Origin of the sequence: uncultured Eudoraea sp., from assembly GCF_947258925.1 — a bacterium.
Classification (GTDB): domain Bacteria; phylum Bacteroidota; class Bacteroidia; order Flavobacteriales; family Flavobacteriaceae; genus Eudoraea.
Window position 1 is genome coordinate 80,640 of sequence record NZ_CAMYKG010000002.1, and the last position, 23,443, is coordinate 104,082.

At 37.2% G+C, this 23,443-nt stretch carries 19 protein-coding genes and 2 tRNA genes; 11 read left to right on the forward strand and 10 right to left on the reverse strand.

Going from position 1 to position 23,443, the window contains the following annotated elements; genetic code table 11:
• Position 1 precedes the first annotated feature (1 nt).
• The 4 genes from Q0X77_RS01050 to Q0X77_RS01065 all read right to left on the reverse strand — a co-directional run bounded on the left by Q0X77_RS01050 (position 2) and on the right by Q0X77_RS01065 (position 3,179).
• Complete coding sequence (locus Q0X77_RS01050) at positions 2-742, reverse strand: isoprenyl transferase (RefSeq protein WP_297791973.1); 741 nt, start codon at positions 740-742, stop codon at positions 2-4.
• Positions 743-750: 8 nt separating this feature from the next.
• Complete coding sequence (locus Q0X77_RS01055) at positions 751-1,437, reverse strand: DUF6089 family protein (RefSeq protein ID WP_297791975.1); 687 nt, start codon at positions 1,435-1,437, stop codon at positions 751-753.
• Between the two features lie 116 nt (positions 1,438-1,553).
• The gene (locus Q0X77_RS01060) at positions 1,554-2,435 is read right to left on the reverse strand and encodes an NAD kinase (RefSeq protein WP_297791977.1); all 882 of its coding nucleotides are present in this window, start codon (positions 2,433-2,435) and stop codon (positions 1,554-1,556) included.
• Between the two features lie 87 nt (positions 2,436-2,522).
• On the reverse strand, positions 2,523-3,179 hold the full coding sequence (locus Q0X77_RS01065) for a CBS domain-containing protein (RefSeq protein ID WP_297791979.1): 657 nt from the start codon (positions 3,177-3,179) through the stop codon (positions 2,523-2,525).
• A 92-nt stretch (positions 3,180-3,271) separates the two neighbouring features.
• On the opposite strand from Q0X77_RS01065, the gene Q0X77_RS01070 reads away from it, so the two are divergent.
• The 6 genes from Q0X77_RS01070 (at position 3,272) to clpX (ending at position 8,817) form a co-directional block, all read left to right on the forward strand.
• Positions 3,272-3,985, forward strand: a complete 714-nt coding sequence (locus Q0X77_RS01070; protein ID WP_297791981.1) for a pyridoxine 5'-phosphate synthase — start codon at positions 3,272-3,274, stop codon at positions 3,983-3,985.
• Entirely contained in the window at positions 3,985-4,755 is a 771-nt protein-coding gene (locus tag Q0X77_RS01075; RefSeq protein ID WP_297791982.1) for an alpha/beta fold hydrolase, read from the forward strand. The genes Q0X77_RS01070 and Q0X77_RS01075 overlap by 1 nt, the downstream gene beginning before the upstream one ends.
• A 196-nt stretch (positions 4,756-4,951) precedes the next feature.
• On the forward strand, positions 4,952-5,293 hold the full coding sequence (locus Q0X77_RS01080) for a phage holin family protein (RefSeq protein ID WP_297791984.1): 342 nt from the start codon (positions 4,952-4,954) through the stop codon (positions 5,291-5,293).
• A 105-nt stretch (positions 5,294-5,398) separates the two neighbouring features.
• Positions 5,399-6,721, forward strand: a complete 1,323-nt coding sequence (gene tig / locus Q0X77_RS01085; protein WP_297791986.1) for a trigger factor — start codon at positions 5,399-5,401, stop codon at positions 6,719-6,721.
• 83 nt (positions 6,722-6,804) lie between these two features.
• Positions 6,805-7,485, forward strand: coding sequence for an ATP-dependent Clp endopeptidase proteolytic subunit ClpP (gene clpP / locus Q0X77_RS01090; RefSeq protein ID WP_297791988.1), 681 nt, complete (start codon positions 6,805-6,807; stop codon positions 7,483-7,485).
• 96 nt (positions 7,486-7,581) lie between these two features.
• Positions 7,582-8,817, forward strand: a complete 1,236-nt coding sequence (gene clpX, locus Q0X77_RS01095) for an ATP-dependent Clp protease ATP-binding subunit ClpX (protein WP_297791990.1) — start codon at positions 7,582-7,584, stop codon at positions 8,815-8,817.
• On the opposite strand, the gene Q0X77_RS01100 is transcribed toward clpX, so the two are convergent.
• Both Q0X77_RS01100 and Q0X77_RS01105 read right to left on the reverse strand, forming a co-directional pair.
• Positions 8,792-9,358, reverse strand: coding sequence for a hypothetical protein (locus Q0X77_RS01100; protein WP_297791992.1), 567 nt, complete (start codon positions 9,356-9,358; stop codon positions 8,792-8,794). The genes clpX and Q0X77_RS01100 overlap by 26 nt on opposite strands.
• Before the next feature lie 157 nt (positions 9,359-9,515).
• On the reverse strand, positions 9,516-11,033 hold the full coding sequence (locus Q0X77_RS01105; RefSeq protein ID WP_297791994.1) for a GH3 auxin-responsive promoter family protein: 1,518 nt from the start codon (positions 11,031-11,033) through the stop codon (positions 9,516-9,518).
• 79 nt (positions 11,034-11,112) lie between these two features.
• Here Q0X77_RS01105 and Q0X77_RS01110 point away from each other — a divergent pair, with 79 nt between their 5' ends.
• Positions 11,113-11,907 carry a DUF2797 domain-containing protein gene (locus tag Q0X77_RS01110; RefSeq protein WP_297791996.1) on the forward strand — a complete coding sequence of 265 codons (795 nt, stop codon included), beginning with the start codon at positions 11,113-11,115 and terminating at the stop codon, positions 11,905-11,907.
• Here the strand turns inward: Q0X77_RS01110 and Q0X77_RS01115 are convergent.
• The 3 genes from Q0X77_RS01115 to sppA form a co-directional block, all read right to left on the reverse strand.
• Positions 11,900-14,650, reverse strand: a complete 2,751-nt coding sequence (locus Q0X77_RS01115; RefSeq protein WP_297791998.1) for an AsmA-like C-terminal region-containing protein — start codon at positions 14,648-14,650, stop codon at positions 11,900-11,902. The genes Q0X77_RS01110 and Q0X77_RS01115 overlap by 8 nt on opposite strands.
• 134 nt (positions 14,651-14,784) lie before the next feature.
• Positions 14,785-15,495 (reverse strand): queuosine precursor transporter, encoded by a 711-nt coding sequence (locus Q0X77_RS01120; RefSeq protein ID WP_297792000.1) that lies wholly within the window; start codon positions 15,493-15,495, stop codon positions 14,785-14,787.
• Between the two features lie 4 nt (positions 15,496-15,499).
• Positions 15,500-17,257, reverse strand: a complete 1,758-nt coding sequence (gene sppA / locus Q0X77_RS01125) for a signal peptide peptidase SppA (RefSeq protein WP_297792002.1) — start codon at positions 17,255-17,257, stop codon at positions 15,500-15,502.
• A 180-nt stretch (positions 17,258-17,437) separates the two neighbouring features.
• On the opposite strand from sppA, the gene folK reads away from it, so the two are divergent.
• Complete coding sequence (gene folK / locus Q0X77_RS01130) at positions 17,438-18,577, forward strand: 2-amino-4-hydroxy-6-hydroxymethyldihydropteridine diphosphokinase (protein WP_297792004.1); 1,140 nt, start codon at positions 17,438-17,440, stop codon at positions 18,575-18,577.
• Between the two features lie 195 nt (positions 18,578-18,772).
• Here folK and Q0X77_RS01135 read toward each other — a convergent pair whose 3' ends face one another.
• Entirely contained in the window at positions 18,773-19,321 is a 549-nt protein-coding gene (locus Q0X77_RS01135; protein ID WP_297792006.1) for an RNA methyltransferase, read from the reverse strand.
• Positions 19,322-19,546: 225 nt separating this feature from the next.
• Between Q0X77_RS01135 and mutS the strand changes: the two genes are divergently transcribed.
• From mutS to Q0X77_RS01150, 3 genes are all read left to right on the forward strand, one after another.
• Positions 19,547-22,129 (forward strand): DNA mismatch repair protein MutS, encoded by a 2,583-nt coding sequence (gene mutS, locus Q0X77_RS01140; protein WP_297792016.1) that lies wholly within the window; start codon positions 19,547-19,549, stop codon positions 22,127-22,129.
• Positions 22,130-22,486: 357 nt separating this feature from the next.
• Positions 22,487-22,559 (forward strand) — tRNA-Gly (locus Q0X77_RS01145).
• A gap of 62 nt (positions 22,560-22,621) precedes the next feature.
• A tRNA-Leu gene (locus tag Q0X77_RS01150) sits at positions 22,622-22,706 on the forward strand.
• The last annotated feature ends 737 nt before the right edge of the window (positions 22,707-23,443 follow it).

Genomic DNA, 23,443 nt, shown 5'->3' on the forward strand with positions numbered 1-23,443 from the left:
GCTAGTTGAGTTGTTCGCTAGTTTTTCCAAATCTTCGTTCTCTGTGCTGGTAATTCTTTATTGCCTCTAACAAATGATGCTCGTTAAAATCGGGCCAAAATACATCAATAAAATATAATTCAGCATACGCTATCTGCCAAAGCAAAAAATTGCTAATCCTATGTTCACCACTGGTGCGGATAAGCAAGTCTACGTCTGGTAAATTTCGCGTGTAAAGATGGTTATTTATAATGGTTTCGTCAATATTTTCAGGAGAAATTATATTATTTTTAACTTTGGTACTTATGGATTGTACTGCATTCTTAATTTCCTCTCTTGCACCGTAACTTAAAGCAAGAGTCAAGGTCATAGTGGAATTCTGACTCGTCTGAGCCATCACTTCATTAAGTTCAGTAAGCGCCTTGGCCGGAAGTGATTCGATATTGCCTATGGCACTGAGTTTTATATCATTCTTGTTAAGTGTAGGCAACTCTTTTTTTAAGGAAGACACCAATAATTTCATTAAGGTTTCTACCTCAATTTTGGGTCGTTTCCAATTTTCCGTAGAAAAAGCATAAAGTGTTAGATAATCTATTCCAAGTTTGGAACAGTTAACTGCGACATCCCGAACTGCTTTCACCCCATGCTCATGACCAAAAACACGAAGCCGTCCTCTTTGTTTTGCCCACCTGCCATTTCCATCCATGATAATAGCCAGGTGCTTTGGAAGTTTTCCGTTTTTCAATTCATCAATAGTGTTCATAATAAGTGTTACTCAAAGCAATCGGAACATGGTTTTCTACCAAAGGTATAAGTTAACGTAATTCCTGTGAAAACATACCAATCATCGCTAAAAATATTTCCAAATCTAAATTGTTCAAAATTAGATCCTTCTGGATTACTGCCATCTAAATTATCAGTAAAAGTTAAACGTGCCCCTATTTCTGCACCTATAACCAAAAACTGCGTTAACCTTGCTTTCGCACCAACGGTCATTGGAATGGCAAAAGAACCGTCTTTTTGATCTATATCCTGTACCTGTCCCGCATCAAAATATTTATATCCATACCTAAAATAGGTTATCCCGGTATACAGATACGGCGTAAATGCGGGTCCTAATTTATGCAAATTATATTCAACAAAATTAAATTCAAGTCCTGCAGAGGCTTCCAAAACGGAATTATCCATCTTGTATGCCCTTTGTTGCCTGGAAGAAATACTCGATTTTGTATCATCTGCGGTAAACTTTCCATAAATCACACTAGCCCTCCATGCATATCGTTTACTTTTATTCCATTTAAATATTCCACCTATTGCCGGACCAGAAGGTGCTATATAGTTGGTTCTCCCAACATCACCTATATTATTTGTTCCACCGCCATATAATCCAACTTCATAAGTTTGGGCATTTAGTAATCCAAATCCAAGCAAAAGAATAACAACAATAAATGCTCTCATCAAATTCAAAAGTTTGCAAATATAACTAATATGGTATTTTCTACGCATTTTATCTTATACCTCTATTTACTTTTGATAAACAGTATTTGACGTTATTTATTGTTTTAATGAAGTATCTAATTCCGCTTGTCCTGTCCCCATAACAATTTGTTTCTAATGGTTTCCAAAAAGCTCTCAGATGTGTAGGCAATCATTTTTATAGTAAACGAAGCCTTTCTAACGGTAATCTCTTGTTCATTTTCTATGGTAGCAATTCGGGAATCTAATGAAACAAGGTGGTTTTCCTCCCTACCTGAAACTTTAAGTCTTATGGTGGTATCATCTGAAATGACAAGGGGTCGTGCATTCAGGTTGTGTGGAGCTATTGGAGTAATTACCAAAGATTGCACCCCTGGCATTATAACAGGTCCGCCACAACTCAGGGAATAACCCGTAGATCCTGTTGGTGTGGCCACTATAAGTCCATCTGCCCAATAGGAGGTTAAATATTCATTATCTAAGTGAGTTTCAACTGTTATCATCGAAGTAGTATCTTTTCGGCTTACGGAAACTTCGTTTAATGCAAAGTTAATATCCCTGAATTCCGGGATATCAAAATCAGCGATCACTTCTACCAAACTTCGTTCGACAAGGGTATAAGCTCCTGAAACAAATTCTGTAACTACTCTTCTTACTTCTTCCTTCTTTAAGGTAGATAAAAACCCGAGCCTTCCGGTATTGATGCCGACTATTGGGATTCCTAAATCACGGATATAGGTGATGGCCCTTAAAATAGTCCCGTCTCCTCCAAAGCTTACAAACATATTAAAAGAAGAGTCCAGGCCACTTTTGCCATCAAAGCAAGCGTATTTATCTATCTGTCTTTCTGAGGATAACTGCTCATAAAAGTTGGATTCAATACTTATCTCCGCGCCAACATTTTTGCATTCATCCAATAACTCAACTACATAGTCCAAGGTTTCATTCTCGTATACCTGAGCATATATTGCAATTTTCATATTAGAATGATTTTGGAAACTAATCCTTAACTAAATAAGAGATTGAGGATAAAGTTAACTCCTTAAGAAGGTAAACTGGCATAAACTCTATACATTTAGATATTTATCAAGATAATCCGATCTTTCTTTTAAATTCTCAATAAACTGATCATCTTTATTACCAAAAACAATGTTGTAGTTGTAGCGCCTAAAGGTATTGACCACCTCACTAAAATTATCAGTACTGATTTTAATTGTAATCCGTATAACATCATTTTGCATATCCGTAATAAATGCACCAAGTAGTTTGGTATTATTACTTTCAACAATTTGCGCAATTTCACTAAAGGAATAATCCTTAATCCCTTTTGCCAATACAAGGATTCCTCCAGGTTCCGTAAAAAAAGGGGTGTCTATAAAAACACCTACAATATCATTAAGGTCAAAATAACCCATTACATGGTTTTCATCATCTAAAACCGGCAACAAGTTGGACTCATTTCTTGAAAATTTTTCAAGAGCATCAAGCCATGAAGTATTCTTGTATACAAAAAAGGATTCCAGATTATATTTGTAATCCTCTATCTTCTTGTCTTTTTCAAATGTCTCAAGATCATTTTCCGATAAGACTCCTAAAAACTGCTTATCCTCAACAATGGCGACATGTGAATAGGTACTGTGCTTAAAGAAGTGAATAACCTCTTTAAGTGATCCTTCCAATTCAAAAACCGGAATTGTGGTAATTATGTGAGATTGAATTTGCATGTCCTTTTAATCTTTCGCAAAATACTAATTTTAAATGTCAAAAAGCATGCCTTATTTGTATTTTTGGCCTTGATAAATGTAAAATTCGAAAAATGACAAAGCTTAGCGTTAATGTTAACAAAATAGCGACTCTTAGGAACTCCCGAGGTGGGAACGTACCTAACCTATTACAGGTAGTCTCGGATATAGAAGACTTTGGTGCGCAAGGAATCACTATTCATCCCAGACCAGATGAAAGACATATTAAATATGAAGATGCGCGTCAACTTGGGAAGACAGTAACAACAGAATTGAATATGGAGGGAAACCCTATCGACAAATTTATTGATTTAGTACTGGAGGTTGCGCCCACTCAGGTCACCTTAGTTCCAGACTCCGTCACTGCAATTACCTCCAATGCAGGCTGGGACACTATTACCCACCAGGATTTTCTAAGGGAAGTAATAGGTACTTTTAAAGCAAGAAATATTCGCACTTCAATTTTTGTAGATCCTGATGTGAGTATGGTTAATGGTGCTGCGAAAACAGGAGTTGATAGAATTGAACTCTATACCGAACACTACGCTAAAAATTATGAGGATGGTAACAAACAAGCTATTCAGTCATTTATTGATGCGGCAAAAGCCGCCCATGAACTAGGATTGGGTATTAATGCCGGGCATGATTTAAGTCTAAATAATATAAAATATTTCAAAGAAAATATCCCTAATCTTCTTGAAGTCTCCATTGGACATGCATTAATTTGCGAATCCTTGTATCTGGGACTTGAAAATGTGATTAATATGTATTTACACCGTTTAAGATAATGGCTTTGCTTCACTCTAATATCATAGGCAAGGGCCAACCGATGGCAATATTGCATGGCTTCCTGGGAATGTCTGACAATTGGAAAACCCTGGGTACACAATATGCCAAAAATGGCTATGAGGTTCATCTTATCGACCAACGTAATCATGGTAAAAGCTTTTGGTCCGAAGAGTTTAATTATACCATTTTGGCTGAGGACTTGTATAACTATTTTGAACATCATAAGTTTTCAAGTGCTTGCATCCTTGGGCATTCCATGGGCGGTAAAACTGCCATGAACTTTGCGTGCAATTATCAAGATTCTGTGGATAAATTGATCATTGCTGACATTGCTCCAAAATTTTATCCCGCGCATCATCAGTATATTATCGATGCCTTACAATCGCTTGATCTCGATGATATTAGCTCAAGAAATCAAGCCGATTTTCTTCTGGCAGAACATCTTCATGATTGGGGCATACGACAGTTTTTACTAAAAAACCTGCATTGGGTAGAAAAAGGAAAATTAGCCTTTCGATTTAATCTCGACGTACTTGCACAAAAAATGGAAGAAATTGGGGAACCTTTAGGACATACAGAATTTTTTAATGGCCCTACCTTGTTTCTACGCGGTAGCAGATCGGAATATATTGGTAACGAAGACTTGTCTGAAATAAAGCGTCATTTTCCAAATGCAGAACTTGAGACCATTGATGATGCAGGGCATTGGTTACATGCAGAAAATCCGCAGCAGTTTATTGAGAAGTCAATGCTCTTTCTGAATTCTTAAAATAGAATAGATCTTTATTTTAAGTAATTGTACCGAAATGGATTATCAGAACTATCACAAGAAATTTCGGGGCAAACCTACAAGGCAAGAACCACTCGATTACATAAGACTTTACATTAAATACATTAAAATTATAACTACTTTTAAGCATGCCTAATTAAGGGCATCCTTTTTATTAATCCTAAATGCTAATAAGATGAAATTAATAATACGAATCCTACTGAGTGCCCTTGCGGTGGTTATCCTCTCCAAAATCCTTCCGGGTGTTGGAGTAGATTCTTACTCTACAGCAATAATTGTGGCCATTGTATTAGGTCTTTTAAATTTTATAGTCAAGCCTATAATGATTATTCTCACCCTACCCATTACCATATTAACCCTGGGCTTATTCTTACTAATAATTAACGCCCTAATCATATTGTTGGCAGACAGATTTATTACAGGTTTTACAGTGGATTCTATTTGGTGGGCACTACTGTTTAGCCTTTTGCTAACCTTCCTTGAATCTATCTTTTTCTCATTTTTAAAAGAGGATTGAATCCCTGAATTCTTCAATTGATAATCAGGGATTTAAAAACTTGTCCCGGTACATAAAATGTTCTATTTTTGCATCCCATTATTAGAAAGCAAATAAGAGAGATCAATGAATATTCAGAAAGAGCAGATAGACGAGTTAAACGCGATAGTTAAAGTTGCTATTACAAAAGAAGACTATAGCGATAAGGTAGATAAAATTCTCAAGGATTATAAGAAACAAGCCAATATTCCCGGATTTAGAAAGGGTCAGGTTCCAATGGGACTAATCAAGAAGCAATATGGCAGGGCTGTTTTAGTAGATGAAGTAAACAAACTTCTCCAGGATAATCTTAACAAATATCTGACGGAAGAAAAATTAGATGTCCTTGGTAATCCACTGCCTAAGCAACAGGATAATTTTGATTGGGATACAGAAGATTTTTCATTCGAATTTGAGTTGGGTCTGGCTCCAAATTTTGAAGTTTCCCTCAAAACAAAAAAACCGGTAACGCATTATAAAATTGTTGCCGATAAGAAGATGATTGACGAGCAGGTAGAGCGCATAAGAAAACAATACGGGAAACTGATTAGCAAGTCTGAAGTAGGAAAGAATGATGAAATTACAGGAACTTTTAGAAACGAGGATGAAGAAATAGATCACAAGTCTACGCTTGAAATGTCTAAAGTGAAAAGTAAAAAAGCACTGAATAGCCTTATTGGGAAAAAAGCAGGTGATACTTTGAGCATAAAAACAAAAGGACTCTTCAAAGAAGATTATCTTTTGTCTGGCGTTCTGGGGATAGCAAGGGAGAAAGCTGAAAAACTAAATATAGAAGTTAGTTTTACAATCGACGAAATAAATGAGAGAGAGTCTGCCGACTTAGATCAGGAATTGTTTGACAAACTATTTGGCAAAGACGCCGTAACATCTGAAAAAGAACTCAAGAACCGTATCAAGGAAGACTCAGAAAAACAGTTTGAGCAGCAATCAGATCAGAAATTACTGAATGATGTGACCGAGCGACTTATTGAAACTATTAAGTTTGATCTTCCTGCCGGATTCCTTAAAAAATGGATTCAGACTACGGGTGAAAAAACCCTTTCTGAGGAAGAGGCTAACGATGAATACGAAAAATCAGAGAAAGGACTACGCTATCAACTAATTGAAGGCAAAATCATAAAGGATAATAATATAGAAATTCAATTTGATGAGCTTAAAGAATTTGCCAAAGGGTTTATAAAATCACAAATGGCCCAATACGGTCAGTTAAATCCACAAGAAGAAGAACTTGATACTATTGCAACCCGTGTTTTAGGCAACCAGGAGGAAGTTAAAAGACTCTCCGAACAGTTAATGAGTCAAAAACTTCTTGCCCTATATAAGGAAAAAGCAAATTTGAAGGAAAAAGAGGTTACCTACGATAATTTTGTCAAAGAGGTTTACGGGTAGTTTCAAAAATAAATTAAGTATCTTTACGGTGCCGGAAAGCAATAATTTCGGCACCTTTTTTTTAAAAAAATATCAGATTAAATATGGATTTCGGTAAAGAATTTCAGAATTATGCCATTAAAGACCAGGGTATAAATAGCATGTACTACGAAAATATCATACGCAGTATGTATCCGGTTAACATGACGCCAAACATTATTGAAGAAAGGCAATTGAACGCAATTGCAATGGATGTCTTTTCAAGACTTATGATGGACCGCATCATTTTTTTAGGAACGGGCATTAATGATCAGGTAGCTAATATTGTTCAAGCACAATTACTCTTTTTGGCCAGTGCGGATTCCTCTAAGGATATCCAGATTTATATTAACTCTCCCGGAGGAAGTGTATATGCCGGACTTGGGATTTACGATACAATGCAGTTTATTAAACCGGATGTGGCTACCATATGCACCGGGATGGCCGCTTCAATGGCTGCCGTGCTTTTGTGTGCAGGAGAAAAAGGGAAACGCAGCGGCCTTACCCACTCCAGGGTAATGATACACCAACCTATGTCTGGCGCGCAGGGTCAGGCAAGTGATATTGAGATTGCTGCCAATGAGGTACTTAAAATAAAAGATGAATTATACCATATTATTTCCAAACATTCGGGTCAAAAGTTCGACAAAGTCTATGAAGATAGTGATCGGGATTATTGGATGAAAGCCGAAGAGGCAAAGTCGTATGGCATGATTGACGAAATTTTAGAAAGAGATAAGGATTAATTTCGACGAAATACGCATATTTATAGCGCTATGGGCTTAATATAATGAACCAAAATTGCTTTTGATTCGTTATTACATAGAAATCTAGCTAAAGTTATGGCAAAGGAAAACTTGGAATGTTCTTTTTGTGGAAGAAAAAAACCAGAGACCAATCTATTGATTGCAGGCTTGGATGCACATATTTGTGATAGGTGTATTGAACAAGCACATGGTATTGTAGCAGAGGAATCTAAGCAATCAAAGAATGATGACTTGTCTTCAGAGCTTATTTTAAAAAAGCCTGTTGAAATCAAAAGTTTTCTGGACACCTATGTAATCGGGCAGGAAAGAACGAAGAAAGTGCTGTCGGTGGCCGTTTACAATCACTACAAAAGGCTTTTACAACCGCATTCTAAGGAGGACGATATAGAGATTCAAAAAAGTAACATTGTCATGGTGGGCCAGACCGGAACCGGTAAAACTTTAATGGCTAAAACCATTTCAAAGATGCTGAATGTACCGTTGGCTATAGTTGACGCTACAGTACTCACTGAAGCTGGATATGTAGGTGAAGATGTCGAAAGTATTCTGACCAGACTATTACAGGCATCGGATTACAATTTAGAAAAAGCTGAAAGAGGTATAGTTTTTATAGATGAACTTGATAAAATAGCACGCAAGAGTGACAACCCCTCTATTACCCGGGATGTTTCCGGTGAAGGTGTACAGCAGGGATTATTAAAACTCCTGGAAGGAACTGTCGTAAATGTGCCCCCTAAGGGCGGAAGAAAACATCCGGATCAGAAATTCATTGAAGTAAATACCGAGAATATTCTGTTTATCGCCGGAGGTGCATTTGATGGAATAGAACGGATTATTACCAAACGCCTGAATATGCAGGCTATTGGTTACAGCGCTGCAAAAAAAGAAGAAAGTTTAGACAACACCAATGTGCTGCAATATATTATCCCAAAAGATCTCAAAGAATTTGGGCTTATTCCGGAAATAATTGGTAGACTACCTGTCCTGACACATATGAATCCTCTGGATGAAAAAGCTTTAAGAGCTATATTAACCGAACCCAAAAATGCTATTATAAAACAGTATGAAAAATTATTTGCCATGGATGGCATAAGTTTTAAAATTACTGAACAAGCTTTAGACTATATAGTCGAAAAAGCAATTGAATACAAATTGGGCGCCAGAGGTCTGAGATCTTTATGTGAAGCGGTATTTACAGATGCAATGTTTGAGATGCCCAGCAGCGATGAAACAGAATTTAAGGTAACCAAACCTTACGCGGAGAATAAATTATCCTTTGAAACAATTAAGAAACTAAAGGCCGTTTCTTAAAACTAAGTCTGTTTTTTAATAAAGAATCCAGTAAATTCATACATACTTTTTGGATTATACTGTCATCACTATATAATTCCCTGCCGAATCTAGGCATGATTTCCATATTAACATCCATTTCAGACAACCATTCCGGAGAAGGTTTATCCTCCTGATATTCGCCATAAAGCAAATTAATCTTACAATCTGGCTTTTCTTTGAGTAAATGGAGGTTCAATGGAGATATTGCCGTTAATGATTTCATCGGCAAACCGGATAAGGCCGCATTCCAGGCAACAGTACCACCGGCACAAAAGGTGAGATAATGGCTTTCTTCTCTTTCCTTAATTAAAAGCTGAGCCGTTGCCGTATTCAAGCCTCCTTTGGTAAAGGCTTCATAGAGATCATCTGCCGAATTACTTATAAGATTTACATCGGAAAGTTTACCGATATCATAAAATACAATATCAAAATATTGTTGCAAATAGCCCAGATACGAAGTAATCCACAAGCCTTTTTTTGCCCCCCACATGTCTGATAATACTACCAATCTTTCTGCCATAAAAGTAATGTTTATTAATAAACGGGTTAAGTTAGGAACCTCAATTTCATGAATAATGGTCTATTTGCATCATTTTTTTGTTCACTTGATGCATTTCATCGATATAGTAGCTTAATTACTTGTATTATAAAGTTATTAGAAGGGGAATTATGAGCTTTTAACAGGTGTTCATTTCCAGTAATTCGTCCACATATACCCTATCATTAGATAATCGGGGAATTTTATGTTGACCTCCCAGTTTTCCTTTGGACTTTAACCAATCGTAGAAAAGGTCTTTTCTGGCGGCATGAACCTTTGGCATTTTTAAAGTCATACTATTATAGCGTTTGGCTTCATAATCAGAATTTAATGATTTAAGGGCATTATCCAACACTTCTGTAAAATATTGAATTTCTTCCGGAGCTTTCCGAAATTCTATTATCCATTCGTGTGCTCCTTTTTCATTTCGAGACATAAAAACAGGAGCCGCAGTATAATCTATTATTTCAGCACCAGTCCTTTGGCAACTATTCTTAAGTGCTTCTTCAGCATTTTCAATGATGAGTTCCTCCCCAAATGCATTAATATGGTGCTTGGTTCTGCCTGTAATTTTTATCCTATACGGATTGGTTGAAGTAAAACGAACAGTGTCCCCTATTTTATAGCGCCAAAGTCCGGAATTGGTTGTAATAATAATGGCATAGTTCTTATTTACCTCTACTTCCCACAAAGGAAGTACTTTTTGATTTGGAAGACCATAGGTTTCCATTGGTATAAACTCATAAAAAATTCCATAATCCAGCATTAGTAATAAATCACTCGCGTTATTCCTGTCCTGAATGGCAAAAAACCCTTCAGAAGCGTTATAAATCTCGTAATACTTAAAACTTTGCTTTGGGAGTAGATTATTGTATTGTTCCAGGTATGGATTAAAACTTACCCCGCCATGGAAGTATACTTCCAGATTTTCCCAAATCTCAAATAAGTCTTTCTTAGATGTTTCTTCCAATACTCTGTTCAAAAGAACTAACATCCAGGACGGAACACCGGCCAAACTGGTAACATTTTCACGTATGCTTTCCTGTATTATAGCATTCATTTTGGTTTCCCATTCACCCATCAAAGAAACTCTGCTACTGGGGGTACTGCTTAATTCTGCCCAAAATGGCATATTATCTATTAAAATGGCTGAAAGATCCCCAAAAAATGTTCCATTATCCTCATATAGCTCCTTGCTTCCTCCTAAGCGAAGACTCTTGCCTGTAAATAACTGAGAATTCTCGTTATTGTTTAAATAGAGGCATAACAAGTCCTTTCCAGATTTATAATGACAATCTTCCAAAGCCTCGGCACTTACGGGTATAAATTTACTTTTAGCATTAGTTGTTCCGCTACTTTTTGCAAACCACTTAATGTTGGTTGGCCAGAAGATGTTTTGTTCCCCTCTTCTAGTACGTTCTATTAAAGGTTCCATTTCCTCATAGGAAATAATAGGAATACGTTCTTTAAAGGTTTGGTAAGCTTCAATTGACCCAAATTCATGTTTCCTGCCAATCTCTGTATCTTCAGCAATCCCCAGTAATTGAAATAAAACCTCCTCCTGCACTTCACCGGGATACTTTAGGAAAAGTTCTATCTGGTGATAGCGTTTTTTCAATAACCACGACGCAATAGAATTAAATAAAGGTATCGGCATTTTTGGGTATCTTTAGCTGCATAATTCTAACGACTAAAGTTAGTATTATTAAATGAATTTTTAAAAATAATCATGTTACATGCGTTACGAAGGAGTTTTACGTAAAATGCAGTCTGAAATGGGGCAACCTATTCAATACTATATGATATTTAACAACGACTTTATTAATGTCAATCAGGTATTGGACAAAGAACTGGAATTCAATTTTATTAAATACCAGTGTTTGAATTGTAATGAAGACAACCCAATTTTCAGGCAGGGTTTTTGTCAAAGCTGTTTCTTTGAAACCCCTGCAGCCGGAGACTGGATTATGCGACCAGAACTTAGTATGGCCCATTTAAATAAAGAAGACCGCAATTTAGAATATGAAAAAAAAGTACAATTACAGCCACATATTGTATACTTAGCAAATTCCAGCAATGTCAAGGTTGGTGTTACGCGTAAATCACAAGTCCCCACAAGATGGATAGATCAGGGAGCACATGAAGCCATTGAAATTGTTGAAGTCCCCAATCGTTATTTAGCCGGAATTACCGAGGTAGCGTTAAAAGAGCATGTCAACGACAAAACCAATTGGCGTAAAATGCTAACAAATACTATTGAAGATGCTGACCTAGTTCAATGGAGAAATAAGCTAAGTAAATACATCCCGGAAGAAGCCAAAGATTATTTTATAGAAAGCAACCAGGAAACGCATATGGAGTTTCCTGTATTAAAATACCCTGAAAAAGTCAAAAGTCTTAATCTTGGAAAAACGGGGGAGTTTAAAGGGATTTTAAAAGGCATAAAAGGACAATACCTGATCTTTGGGGATAATACTGTTTTTAATGTTCGGGGAAATGAAGGCTTATATGTCTCATTGGAAGTTAGTTAATTGAATCTTTATCTTTCCCGGAATCACCTGAACTTTTTTTCTTTCCTCCCAATATTCCGCCGAGGATTCCTTTAGCCGTTTTTGTTAGTTGATCTTCCTTTTGGAGTGTGTCTTTACCTAAACTTGCACTGTCTTCCTTTTCTGCCTTATTTGTCAGCACGTCTCCCAGCACATCATTTAATTTTACATTTTCAGTGCGCTCCTCACTCAAAGAGTCCTTTTCATTACCTTTAGATAAAAGGCCTCCAAGCAATTCTCCGGCCTTCTCAGAACCTTTATTGATCATTTTTTGTTTTTGTACAGCCAGCAATCGTGAAGTTAGTTCCTTTATTGCAGTTGAAAGGTCTGTATTTATAACCGGCGCATTATAGGATCCCTTAACAGATGCCTTTACCGGGAGCGTTAAATTTTCCAGTTCTTTTTCGTCAATTTGTGCGATAAGCGAATTAAGTTGTTTGCCTAAATACTTGCGCGGGACCTCAATGTTTAAATTGTAATTCAGCTTTTTATCAAATGTATGACTACCATTCACAGAAATAGCGATATCATCATATTTTACCGTAAATGGTTTTACATTTACCGTCCCATCTTCAAATGAAAAAATTGTTTTTAAGCCCTTTAACTTAAATTTATCCGCTTCGATAAAATTTAATTGAGAATTCAGGTTGTTTAAAATTTTCGCCTTTTCCGGATTTAATTCCATGGCCGTTACTTCTGCTAGTACATCTCCGGAGATTGTATTCAAATCCGGGGTAAAATCATCTTTAAGGTTTCCCGAAATCTGTATAGACGAATTCAGGTTTCCTTTAAGTGCTGCTGCCATTGGTGCCAATACCCTGAAAAGTTCCAGGTTTTTAAAAGCATATTCTAAATCTAAACTGCTCATATCCAGTTCCATCGCAAAACCAGGTATTTTTCCTTTGGTGCTCGTAAACCCGTTCATATTGAGTGATCCATTATAAAATGATGACTGGAAATTGGAAAGAACTGCCTGCTGATCAGCAATTTTTATTTGCGCTTTAACATTTCTTAAATCCAGTTTGTCATAAATAACAGAATTTGCCCTGGCATCTATAGAACAGTTCAGAAATGCCGGAATTTCTATCTTTTCCGAAGTTAAATTAGTGCCTTCACTTGCTAATTCAGATTTATCTGCTCCCGATTTCACTGCGGCTTCTTTTGACATAAAATCGCTAAGATCAAAAGTGTTGGAATTCAATTTAAAACTACCGGCCACCTTCTCATCATTAAACAAAAAACCTAAAAGGTTTTTAATTGTTCCGTCAATTTTAAAATCTGTTTTTCCGAGCTGTCCATTCAAATTCTTTATCAACACCTGCTCCGGGAAAAACTCCATACTTGCATCGTGAATTTCCAGAGGCTGGGATAAATTTTCCGAACTGTATTCTAATTCTCTTACTTTTAAATGACCATTTAGAATGGTATTCTCATACCTTTCCTTTTCAATAGATTCCATATCAAAAGAGGCCGAAATATCAGCACCCAACAGACCTTTTAAATCTACATTCACGGGCAACGGGTAAGCCTCCGCAATATTGCCAAGATCCATATTACATAATATATGCGAACGTACTTTGGTATTACCCAATAATTCTGTAAGCTTTGAGTTCAATTCAAAGCTATCATCTTCTATCGCAAAGGATGCCTTATTTATATCAACATACGTATCTTCGGCAAAACCGGAAGTATTTTTAATACTGAGGTCCATATTGATGTCCTTTATAGTTTTTGGTAAGTTGGGGTATTTCACAGAAGCATCGCTTGCATCGATCTGAATCGCAAATTTTGGAATATGTTCTTCGTCAAGAATACCTTCAAATTCACCTTCAATATTGAAAATTCCCGTGGTTTTTACATCCTTTATACTTTGAGTATAAACATTGGGAATAACTGCTAAAAAATTATCAAACCCTGAAGATGGGGTTTTAAATTTAATGGCTACTTCCTGCTTTTCATCCAAATTCCTGACGAATCCCTCAAACACCAATGGGAGCTCATTTATAAAGCCCTCGTTCTTTAAAAAGGAATAGGTATCCGTATTGAGATCAACTCCTAAGAGCGCTTGCAGCATAACACTTGTATTGTCCAAATAACGGGTTCCGTCTAATTCCAAGGATACCAAAGCACTTGTTTGGGTATTTAATTCACTTATTTCCAAAGAAAGGTCTCCCCGGCCACTGTGTTCAATCTCTTTTAATTCAAGCAGCAAACCTGAATTTAAGTCTTCATAACTAATTTCGGAATTCATCAACTGAAAAGATTCCAGACCAAAAGTAAAACCACCGGATGCAGTTTCATTTTTGGATTTTGTTTCCCTCCCTTTGGTTATATCGTAATTGGCATTTAACTGCTTATCAGTTTTCAGCTTCAATACGGCTTCGTCAAAGATCAGCTTACTAATGGTTATTGTCTCACCAGCCCCTTTAAATATTTCTTTAATACCCATTTCTAAAGAAATAGAATGGGACCTAAAGAGCGTATCACCTTCAAACGGACTATTAGCTAACAAATACAAGTCCTGAATTTGAAGTTCTGCCTTCGGGAAACTTCTCAAGAGACTTAGGTTGACTTCGGAAAAATCCAATGTGCCATTAATGTTCTTATTTACATTGTTTTTAATGAGGTCACCAATCTTTGTCTCCAGAAAAAAGGGTACGGCAATCAGGACTCCCAATACAAGTAAAAGAAGGATGCCGGTAATTTTTAAAATTTTCTTTTTCATACGATTTAAAGCTCGGTCCGAATAGAACTAAAAAAAACAGGTATTAGTATACCTTTTATCGAAAACTTGAAAAACTAAAATGAAACGCCATTGGACCCTTGTATAAGGCCTAAAAAGAATTCTGAAAAACAGAACTAGACATCGAGCTTTATTTCTTCACCAACCGCAAGTTTAAAACGTTTCCTGAAGAGATGGACAAACAAATAAAGTAGGGGGGTATCCAGAAATGCAATGAAGATTTTGAAAATAACACCGCTAATAACCAATCCCTGGAACATCTTCCATGGTATAACTCCAAAAATACAAAGTAGGCCCACCACAGTAGTCGTGTCTATAATCTGGGAGGAAAAGGTTGAGAAATTATTGCGTAGCCATAAATATTTTCCTTTTGTAAGTCGTTTCCAAAAGTGATAAATCGCTATGTCCACATATTGAGCACTCAGGTATGCAAGCATTGAGGCTAGTACAGCTAAGGGAGATAAGGCAAAAACACTTCTAAAAACTGCATCGTCTACAGGAGACGATGGGATGGCCGGTGCAAGATCGGAAATCAGAATAATACCCATAGAAAAAAAGGAAGCAAAAATACCTGTAGTAACAATTTGATTTGCTTTCTTCTGTCCAAATATTTCTGAAATTAAGTCGGTAATCAAAAAGGTAATTGGATAAGGCAAAACGCCAACTGAAATTTCAAATAAAGGAGCACCAAATACGGTAACATCCCCAAAAGGATACCAAAAAAAGAATTTTTGAAAAATTAAATTTGAAACGACCAAGGACGTGATAAAGAGAGCCCCAAGATAAATATAGATCCTATATGCTTCCTTTCTGTCTTTGGGAGTCATTAATTTATTTGATCGTTAATGTAAACGGTAAGCGTGCCTGAATTCCTTGCTGTTCCATGGCAGACTTAACTTCCCTATAAATGCCATAAACTTCGGTGCCAAGTTCATTCCGGATTATCTGTTCTTTGTTTAGCATACTTGCCCCGCCAAAATCTTCCATAAACCGTTCAAAACTCGTTTTATACCTGGGATATTTCCTAATTGAATAGGTATCCACATCAGCCAATACGGCTGCTTCTTCAATGGCGTCCTCAAGCCCACCCAATTGGTCTACCAATCCCAATTCCATGGCTTCAGCACCACTCCATACACGGCCCTGGGCAATACTATCGGCTTCGGCTATGGTAATATTACGTCCTTCAGCTACTTTCTGCAGAAAAGTCTGATATGTTTTTTCTATCCCTTCTTTTACAAAGCCCCTGAATTCATCGCTCATGGGTTCAAACAAAGAGTAATCCACAGAATTCTTATTGGTACCTACCTGTTCTGCATTTATTCCAATATTGCCGGCTAGTTTATTGATGTTTGGAATAACCCCGAAGACTCCGATAGATCCGGTAATGGTGGTAGGCTCTGCAAAAATCTTATTTGCCCCTGCAGAAATATAATAACCCCCTGAGGCGGCCACGTCTCCCATGGAGACCACTACGGGTTTTTTCTCTTTTGCCAATTCAATTTCGCGCCAAATTATATCTGAAGCAAGCGCACTACCCCCGGGAGAATTTACCCTGAGGACAATTGCCTTTACAGACTTGTCATCTCTTGCTTTAATAATCGCCTCGCTCATAATACCCTGGCCAATAAAATCCGGGTCTCCTTCGCCATAGATAATATCACCCTGCGCAAAAATGATAGCTATTCGGTCTTTACCGGTTTGCAATTTCTTCTTATTGGAAACCTTGGTATAATCTTGCAGGGTAATAGAATTAAGTTTATCAGAAGTATCAATTCCCAGTGCGTGTTTTAATCGGTTTTCATATTCATCGTAATAAATAACATCATCCAGCAAGCCCGATTTTTTCGCATATTCCGGTTTTCTACCTCCCAGGGTATCGGCAATTATATTTATGTTGTCCTTAGTTATTCCTCTTTCTTCCTCAATTTCTGTAATAATTGAATTCCATATCGAACCCATGAGTTCTTTAATCTGACTTCTGTTGGCCTCACTCATTTCATTGGAGAGGAAAGGTTCAACTGCACTTTTGTATTTTCCATGCCTTATAACTTCCATCTTAACTCCGGTCTTATCCTGTAAATCTTTAAAATAAAGCACTTCTGCAGCAAGACCTTTAAAATCCAAAGCGCCAACGGGATTTATAAAAATACTATCCGCTATACTCGCAAGGTAATAGTCTTTCTGAGGATAATAGTCCCCATAGGCATAAATGAACTTACCACTCTCCTTAAAGTCTGCCAATGCATTTCTTATAGCGCGTGTTGTAGAAATCCCGGCAGAAATATAATTGTTATTAATACTTATTCCTTTTATTTCCTTATCACCCTTTGCCACCTTTATGGCATGAAGAATTTCATCCAATCCCTGTTTCTCATCAAAAAATACCCCAAAAGGGTCTGCGTCATCCGAACCGGTAAAGTCAGCGATGGGATTTTTTAGTTTTAGTTCCAAAACGGAATTTTTCTTAACGGTAACTGTTTCTTCGGCATTTAGAAGATTTACAAAAATGATAAACATAAAGAATATCATTCCAAAGGCTATTAATGTCCCAAGGATTGCCGCTAGTAGGTTTCTTAAAAAATTCATACTACATTTAATTAATTCGCACCAAAGATAACCAAACTTAGGTTGATGTAAATAAGTTATTTTTTAAACCTTACTCAGATTTACATCCACAAAAAATACTTCAAACGCCTAATAAATAGTATTACTTTATTGAATTTTAGCTATCAACTGGCTTACCTTTGCAACCGATCCGGATATAAAATGAAGGAAGCTAAAACTATATACCTTTCAATTGGCAGCAACCTAGGAAACAAGCTGTATAATTTGCAGCGAGCTATACTTCTATTGCAGACAAAGTTGGGGAGTATCAGCGCTATTTCTGGTGTATATAGGAGTCCTTCTTGGGGATTTGATGGCGAAGATTTTTTGAACGCCTGCCTGTCTATCAATACCCGAAGCTCAGCTACCGAAGTATTACATATTTTACTGAAAGTGGAGCAGGAAATGGGGAGGATACGCTCTAAAGAAGGTGGCTATCAATCCAGGAGTATAGATATTGATCTGTTGTATTATAATTCTGAAATTATTAATACCGATACGCTTACTGTACCTCATCCTCAAATGCATTTAAGAAAGTTTGTCCTTAAACCTCTGGCAGATATTGCTCCTCAATTCTATCACCCTGTATTCCAAAAAGATACAAGGAATTTGTTGCAGGAGTGTAAAGACAAGAGCAGTTTACAGCAAACAACTCATAAATTATTTGCCAGCAGGGAATTACTCCTCTCCACACTTCATTTAGTTGCTATTGAAGGTAACATTGGGGCAGGAAAAACTACGTTGGCTAAGAAAATTGCCAGTGATCATAACGCAAAGCTGGTATTAGAACGGTTCGCAGATAATCCTTTCTTACCCAAGTTTTATGCAGATCAAAGCAGGTATGCATTTCCTTTGGAAATGTCCTTTTTGGCAGACCGATATCAGCAGTTTACGGATGACACTACCCAATTTGATCTTTTTAAAAATTTTATGGTAAGTGATTATGATATCTACAAATCCCTGATTTTTGCCCAAATAACACTTCAAAAAGAGGAATTTAAGCTTTACCGTAAAATGTTTAATTTCATGTATAATGAAGTTAAAAAACCTGATCTATATATTTTCCTTTATCAGAGTACAGAACGCTTATTGGAGAACATCAGAAAAAGAGGACGGGAATATGAACAAGGAATAGATAAGGATTACCTGGAAAAAATAAATCAGGGTTATCTTGATTTTTTAAAGGTTTTTCCACATCCCAAGAGTTTGGTAATTGATATTGCCGAGCTCGATTTTGTTCAAAATCCGGAAGACTATGACCTTATTATAGATAAAATTTTGGAACAGGCGCTAACAGAATAAAGCCTTTTTTTTACCCATCTTTTTTGCAGAAAAGCAGAATTTATTTAACAAATATTTGGCAAATTTCTTGCATAGTTAAATTGGAATCACTTTATTGCACGTCCATTTTAGAGAAACTAACTAACTCAAACTATATTCCGAAAGCCCTGACTATTATGTCAGGGCTTTTTTTTTACACCCTAAAAAAGATTGAGTCTAGTTGTTATCCGTCTCGGAAAATTGCTGAAGTTTAGACCACAGATCCCAAATTACAACTCCAGCACTTACAGCTATATTTAAAGAATGCTTGGTTCCATACTGTGGTATTTCTAAAACACCACCACAGGAATCTATAACCTCCTGTGAGACCCCTTTTACCTCATTGCCGAAAATAATGGCATACTTCCTGGAATCTTCCGGAATAAAATGGTTCAGAGGTAATGCCTTTTCCGTTTGCTCAACTGCCAGACATAAATATTCTTTCTGAAGTTCGCTAACCAAATCTACAGTGTTTTTTCTGTATTCCCAGGCAACGCTTTCCGTAGCGCCTAAAGCCGTTTTATGTATATCTTTATGCGGTGGGGTGGCAGTTATCCCACACAAATATATTTTTTCAATAAGAAAAGCATCTGCCGTCCGAAAGACAGATCCAATATTATTTAAGCTTCTGATATTGTCCAGGACAATGACCAATGGAGTCTTTGATGCTTTTTTAAACTGATCAATGTCTAAACGGTCTAACTCACTGTTTTTTAATTTTCGCATGTCTCGACTTAGATCTTTAAAATTAAATTGATTGTTATGGTCTTTTAAACACTTAGCTTAATTATTTATCCCCATAAATTAACTTACGCGAAGTTATCCGAAAATATCAACAAGGGTTAAGAATCCATGGGAAAAATAGTATTTTCGTTTACTCCCCGACGGGTAAAAATAAAGGATTAAACTACTTTGGGCAAAACCAGAAAAATAAAGAAAGTAACGCCTCTGATGAGGCAGTACAATACAATCAAGACAAAATATCCTGATGCGCTTTTGCTGTTTAGGGTGGGTGATTTTTATGAAACCTTTGGAGAAGATGCCGTAAAAGCGGCGGGAATATTAGGTATTGTGCTTACTCATAGAAATAATGGAGGCGATAAAACGGAATTAGCCGGTTTCCCACATCATTCTCTTAACACCTATCTTCCAAAACTGGTTAAGGCGGGCCAACGAGTTGCTATTTGTGATCAGTTGGAAGATCCCAAATTAACGAAGACTATTGTTAAAAGGGGTGTTACAGAACTGGTTACTCCCGGAGTTGCCTTAAATGATGATATCCTGAGTGCCAAGTCTAACAATTTTCTGGCAGCACTGCATTTTGGGAAAAATATTCATGGTGTTTCCTTTTTGGATATCTCAACGGGTGAATTCCTAACAGCCGAAGGTAATTTAGAACAGATTGACAAACTTCTGCAAAACTTCTCACCTAATGAGGTTTTGGTTTCCAAAAACCATAAGGCCGATTTTAAGGAAACTTTTGGCGCCAGGTTTCATTCCTTCTTTTTGGAAGATTGGGTATTTCAGGAAGATTATGCTCTTGAGACACTCACCAGCCATTTTAAAACAACCTCTTTAAAAGGATTCGGTGTTTCACAATTAAAGTATGGTATCATTGCTTCAGGCGTAGTTCTGCATTACCTCTCCGATACAAGACACAGCCAGTTGCAGCATATCAGTAAGTTACAACGGGTGGCGGAAGAAGAATATATCTGGATGGACAGGTTTACCATAAAAAACCTGGAACTATATCAATCGCAAAATGAAAATGCGGTCACTCTTTTAGATGTTATTGATAAGACCATTTCACCCATGGGTGGAAGAATGCTGAAACGCTGGTTGGCCCTTCCATTAAAGAATATTGAACACATACGACGGAGGCACGAAGTAATTTCTTATCTCATTGAAAATGAAGGTACTCTTCAAAAGATACAGTTTGGCATAAAACATATTGCCGATCTTGAACGACTGATTTCCAAAGTTGCAACAGGAAAAGTAAATCCCAGGGAAACGGTACAGTTAAAAAATTCGCTGGAAGCTATAATCCCGATCAGGCAACTAATAATAAAAAGCAAAAACGAATCTTTAAGATTAATAGGAGATCAACTTGATTCCTGTGATCCTGTACGGGAAAAAATTAAAAAGCTTCTGCAGGAAGATGCACCGGTGAATATCCTTAAAGGGAATGTAATTGCACCAGGTTATTCTGAAGAACTGGATGAACTCAAAGATCTGGCCTATAAAGGCAAAGACCATTTGGACCAGATGCTCAAAAGAGAAACAGAGCGAACGGGAATCACATCGCTAAAAATAGCATCCAATAATGTGTTTGGCTATTATATTGAAGTCAGAAACACCCATAAGGATAAAGTCCCAGAAGATTGGATCCGAAAACAAACCCTGGTAAATGCAGAGCGCTATATCACTGAGGAACTAAAGGAATATGAATCCAGGATCTTAGGTGCTGAGGAACGCATTTTAAGCTTGGAACAACAATTGTTTTCACAATTGGTTGTATGGCTGCAGGAATATATTACACCAATTCAAAAAAATGCACATCAGATTGCAAAACTCGATTGCCTTTCTGGCTTTACACGATTGGCAAAAGAAAACAACTATGTTGCACCTTCTATAAATGATAGCACTGAAATAGCCATTAAAAATGGTCGGCATCCTGTAATTGAAAAACAACTTCCATTAGGTGATTCCTATATTCCCAATGATGTGGTTTTAAACAGGGAGTCTCAGCAGATTATCATGATTACCGGACCTAACATGAGTGGTAAATCGGCTATTTTGAGGCAAACCGCCCTTATCGTCTTATTGGCACAAATGGGTAGTTTTGTACCTGCTGAATCAGCTCAGATTGGTTATGTTGACAAGATTTTTACAAGGGTAGGTGCAAGTGATAATATTTCTCTTGGGGAATCCACTTTTATGGTTGAAATGAATGAAACAGCTTCCATCCTGAACAACCTTTCCGAAAGGAGTCTTATCCTCCTGGATGAAATTGGAAGGGGGACCAGCACTTATGACGGTATTTCTATTGCGTGGGCCATTTCAGAATACTTACATGAGCATCCAAGCAGGGCGAAAACCTTATTTGCAACACATTACCATGAACTCAACGAAATGGCCGCCACCTTTGAGCGAATCAAGAATTTTAATGTGGCCGTCAAGGAATTAAAAGATACGGTTTTGTTCCTCAGAAAACTGGTTCCCGGTGGCAGTGAACACAGTTTCGGGATCTATGTGGCCAAAATGGCCGGAATGCCACAGCAGGTAATAAATAAGGCCGAGAAAATCTTGAAAAAGTTAGAAAAGTCGCATTCCAGTGAGGAGCTTACAGATAATTTACAAGCAGTACAGAATGAAATGCAACTCAGTTTTTTTAATCTGGATGATCCCTTATTAGAACGAATTAAGGAGGAACTACTGCATATAGATATCAATACCCTGACACCTGTGGAGGCTTTGATGAAGCTCAATGAAATTAAGCGAATGCTCCGAAAGAATAAGAAAGCGAGTTCCTGATTAAACGCTCCATTTAGGCCATTGGATAGAGCTCTGGTTATTGAATTAAAACAATTTCAGGAATATTCAACGGACGCTTATTCTTTTTGGACAAAAGTTCTTTACTATTTATAGAATTGTATTAAATTTGCGTCCGCATCTGTTCATCGGATGTAAAGTTCTTTAAAAAATAAGCGAAAATAGCTTCCCGATAGTTATCGGGAGTTGAGCGCCATGTTGCCGTAGCAATTAGCGTTCGAAAACTGAAGGGCTATTTTCCAAAAATGCGAAAATAGCTTCCCGATAGTTATCGGGAGTTGAGCGCCATGTTGCCGTAGCAATTAGGGTTCGAAAACTGAAGGGCTATTTTCGAAAAATGCGAAAATAGCTCAGTTGGTAGAGCGCCACCTTGCCAAGGTGGAGGTCGCGGGTTCGAATCCCGTTTTTCGCTCAAATTAAGAACCACGTGCTGCCCGTTGCCCGTGTTCAGGCAGCCGCTACCAAGGTAGTTAGGCTCGAGTGGTGGAATTGGTAGACACGTTGGACTTAAAATCCAATGGCCATTATGGCCGTGCGGGTTCAAGTCCCGCCTCGAGTACAGATGAACAAAAAAGCCAAAGCGAAAGCTTTGGTTTTTTTATGCAACAAAATGAACCAAGCTTGCTTGAGTGAAATTTTGTGGAATTAAAACCAATTCGAAAGAATTGGCTTTTTTGTTTTCAAAATGTTCGAGCGAGGACTCGCGATCCCGATAGTTATCGGGAGAGCAATTCCCGCCGAACGATTTCTTACTGTTCATTTTCTTTGCTTGCCCAAAGAAAACGAACCAAAATAAAAGGCACTTTTTCACTATGTGTTTATTAAAATAAAACATTTTAAAAACCGCTCACCTTGCCTAAATTATTTCCAAGGTTTCAATAATTATTAACGCCAATGTTCACTACACCACGGAAAAAGGAATCCCTAGATTCACAGTTTTTATATCATTTCTGAAAATCCTCAGAAAAACCTTTACACGAATTGTGATTTGTTCTCAAAATGTTCGGGCGAGGACTCAGCGATCCCGATAACTATCACGGGAGGTAATTCTACGCCTCGAGTACGAATAGATAAAAACCAGTGCAAAAGCACTGGTTTTTTGGTTGTGAGCTATTTGTAAAACTTGTTTTCACAAATACGTGAGCAATTAAAAAGAAAAGCCTTTAGGCTTGGTTTTTATCTTCCATAAACTTGGACCTATTGTAGGTTATAACCGCCCCAAATAAAAATGTTGCAGAAGTATAATACACCCACAACATAAGTACTAATATGCTTCCGGCTGCTTCGTATAAATTA

What these genes read in the sequence shown, in the direction of transcription:
- Q0X77_RS01050 (WP_297791973.1), bottom strand. Translation starts at nt 742, where the DNA reads ATGAACACTATTGATGAATTGAAAAACGGAAAACTTCCAAAGCACCTG.
- Q0X77_RS01055 (WP_297791975.1), bottom strand. Translation starts at nt 1,437, where the DNA reads ATGAGAGCATTTATTGTTGTTATTCTTTTGCTTGGATTTGGATTACTA.
- Q0X77_RS01060 (WP_297791977.1), bottom strand. Translation starts at nt 2,435, where the DNA reads ATGAAAATTGCAATATATGCTCAGGTATACGAGAATGAAACCTTGGAC.
- Q0X77_RS01065 (WP_297791979.1), bottom strand. Translation starts at nt 3,179, where the DNA reads ATGCAAATTCAATCTCACATAATTACCACAATTCCGGTTTTTGAATTG.
- Q0X77_RS01070 (WP_297791981.1), top strand. Translation starts at nt 3,272, where the DNA reads ATGACAAAGCTTAGCGTTAATGTTAACAAAATAGCGACTCTTAGGAAC.
- Q0X77_RS01075 (WP_297791982.1), top strand. Translation starts at nt 3,985, where the DNA reads ATGGCTTTGCTTCACTCTAATATCATAGGCAAGGGCCAACCGATGGCA.
- Q0X77_RS01080 (WP_297791984.1), top strand. Translation starts at nt 4,952, where the DNA reads ATGAAATTAATAATACGAATCCTACTGAGTGCCCTTGCGGTGGTTATC.
- tig (WP_297791986.1), top strand. Translation starts at nt 5,399, where the DNA reads ATGAATATTCAGAAAGAGCAGATAGACGAGTTAAACGCGATAGTTAAA.
- clpP (WP_297791988.1), top strand. Translation starts at nt 6,805, where the DNA reads ATGGATTTCGGTAAAGAATTTCAGAATTATGCCATTAAAGACCAGGGT.
- clpX (WP_297791990.1), top strand. Translation starts at nt 7,582, where the DNA reads ATGGCAAAGGAAAACTTGGAATGTTCTTTTTGTGGAAGAAAAAAACCA.
- Q0X77_RS01100 (WP_297791992.1), bottom strand. Translation starts at nt 9,358, where the DNA reads ATGGCAGAAAGATTGGTAGTATTATCAGACATGTGGGGGGCAAAAAAA.
- Q0X77_RS01105 (WP_297791994.1), bottom strand. Translation starts at nt 11,033, where the DNA reads ATGCCGATACCTTTATTTAATTCTATTGCGTCGTGGTTATTGAAAAAA.
- Q0X77_RS01110 (WP_297791996.1), top strand. Translation starts at nt 11,113, where the DNA reads ATGCGTTACGAAGGAGTTTTACGTAAAATGCAGTCTGAAATGGGGCAA.
- Q0X77_RS01115 (WP_297791998.1), bottom strand. Translation starts at nt 14,650, where the DNA reads ATGAAAAAGAAAATTTTAAAAATTACCGGCATCCTTCTTTTACTTGTA.
- Q0X77_RS01120 (WP_297792000.1), bottom strand. Translation starts at nt 15,495, where the DNA reads ATGACTCCCAAAGACAGAAAGGAAGCATATAGGATCTATATTTATCTT.
- sppA (WP_297792002.1), bottom strand. Translation starts at nt 17,257, where the DNA reads ATGAATTTTTTAAGAAACCTACTAGCGGCAATCCTTGGGACATTAATA.
- folK (WP_297792004.1), top strand. Translation starts at nt 17,438, where the DNA reads ATGAAGGAAGCTAAAACTATATACCTTTCAATTGGCAGCAACCTAGGA.
- Q0X77_RS01135 (WP_297792006.1), bottom strand. Translation starts at nt 19,321, where the DNA reads ATGCGAAAATTAAAAAACAGTGAGTTAGACCGTTTAGACATTGATCAG.
- mutS (WP_297792016.1), top strand. Translation starts at nt 19,547, where the DNA reads ATGAGGCAGTACAATACAATCAAGACAAAATATCCTGATGCGCTTTTG.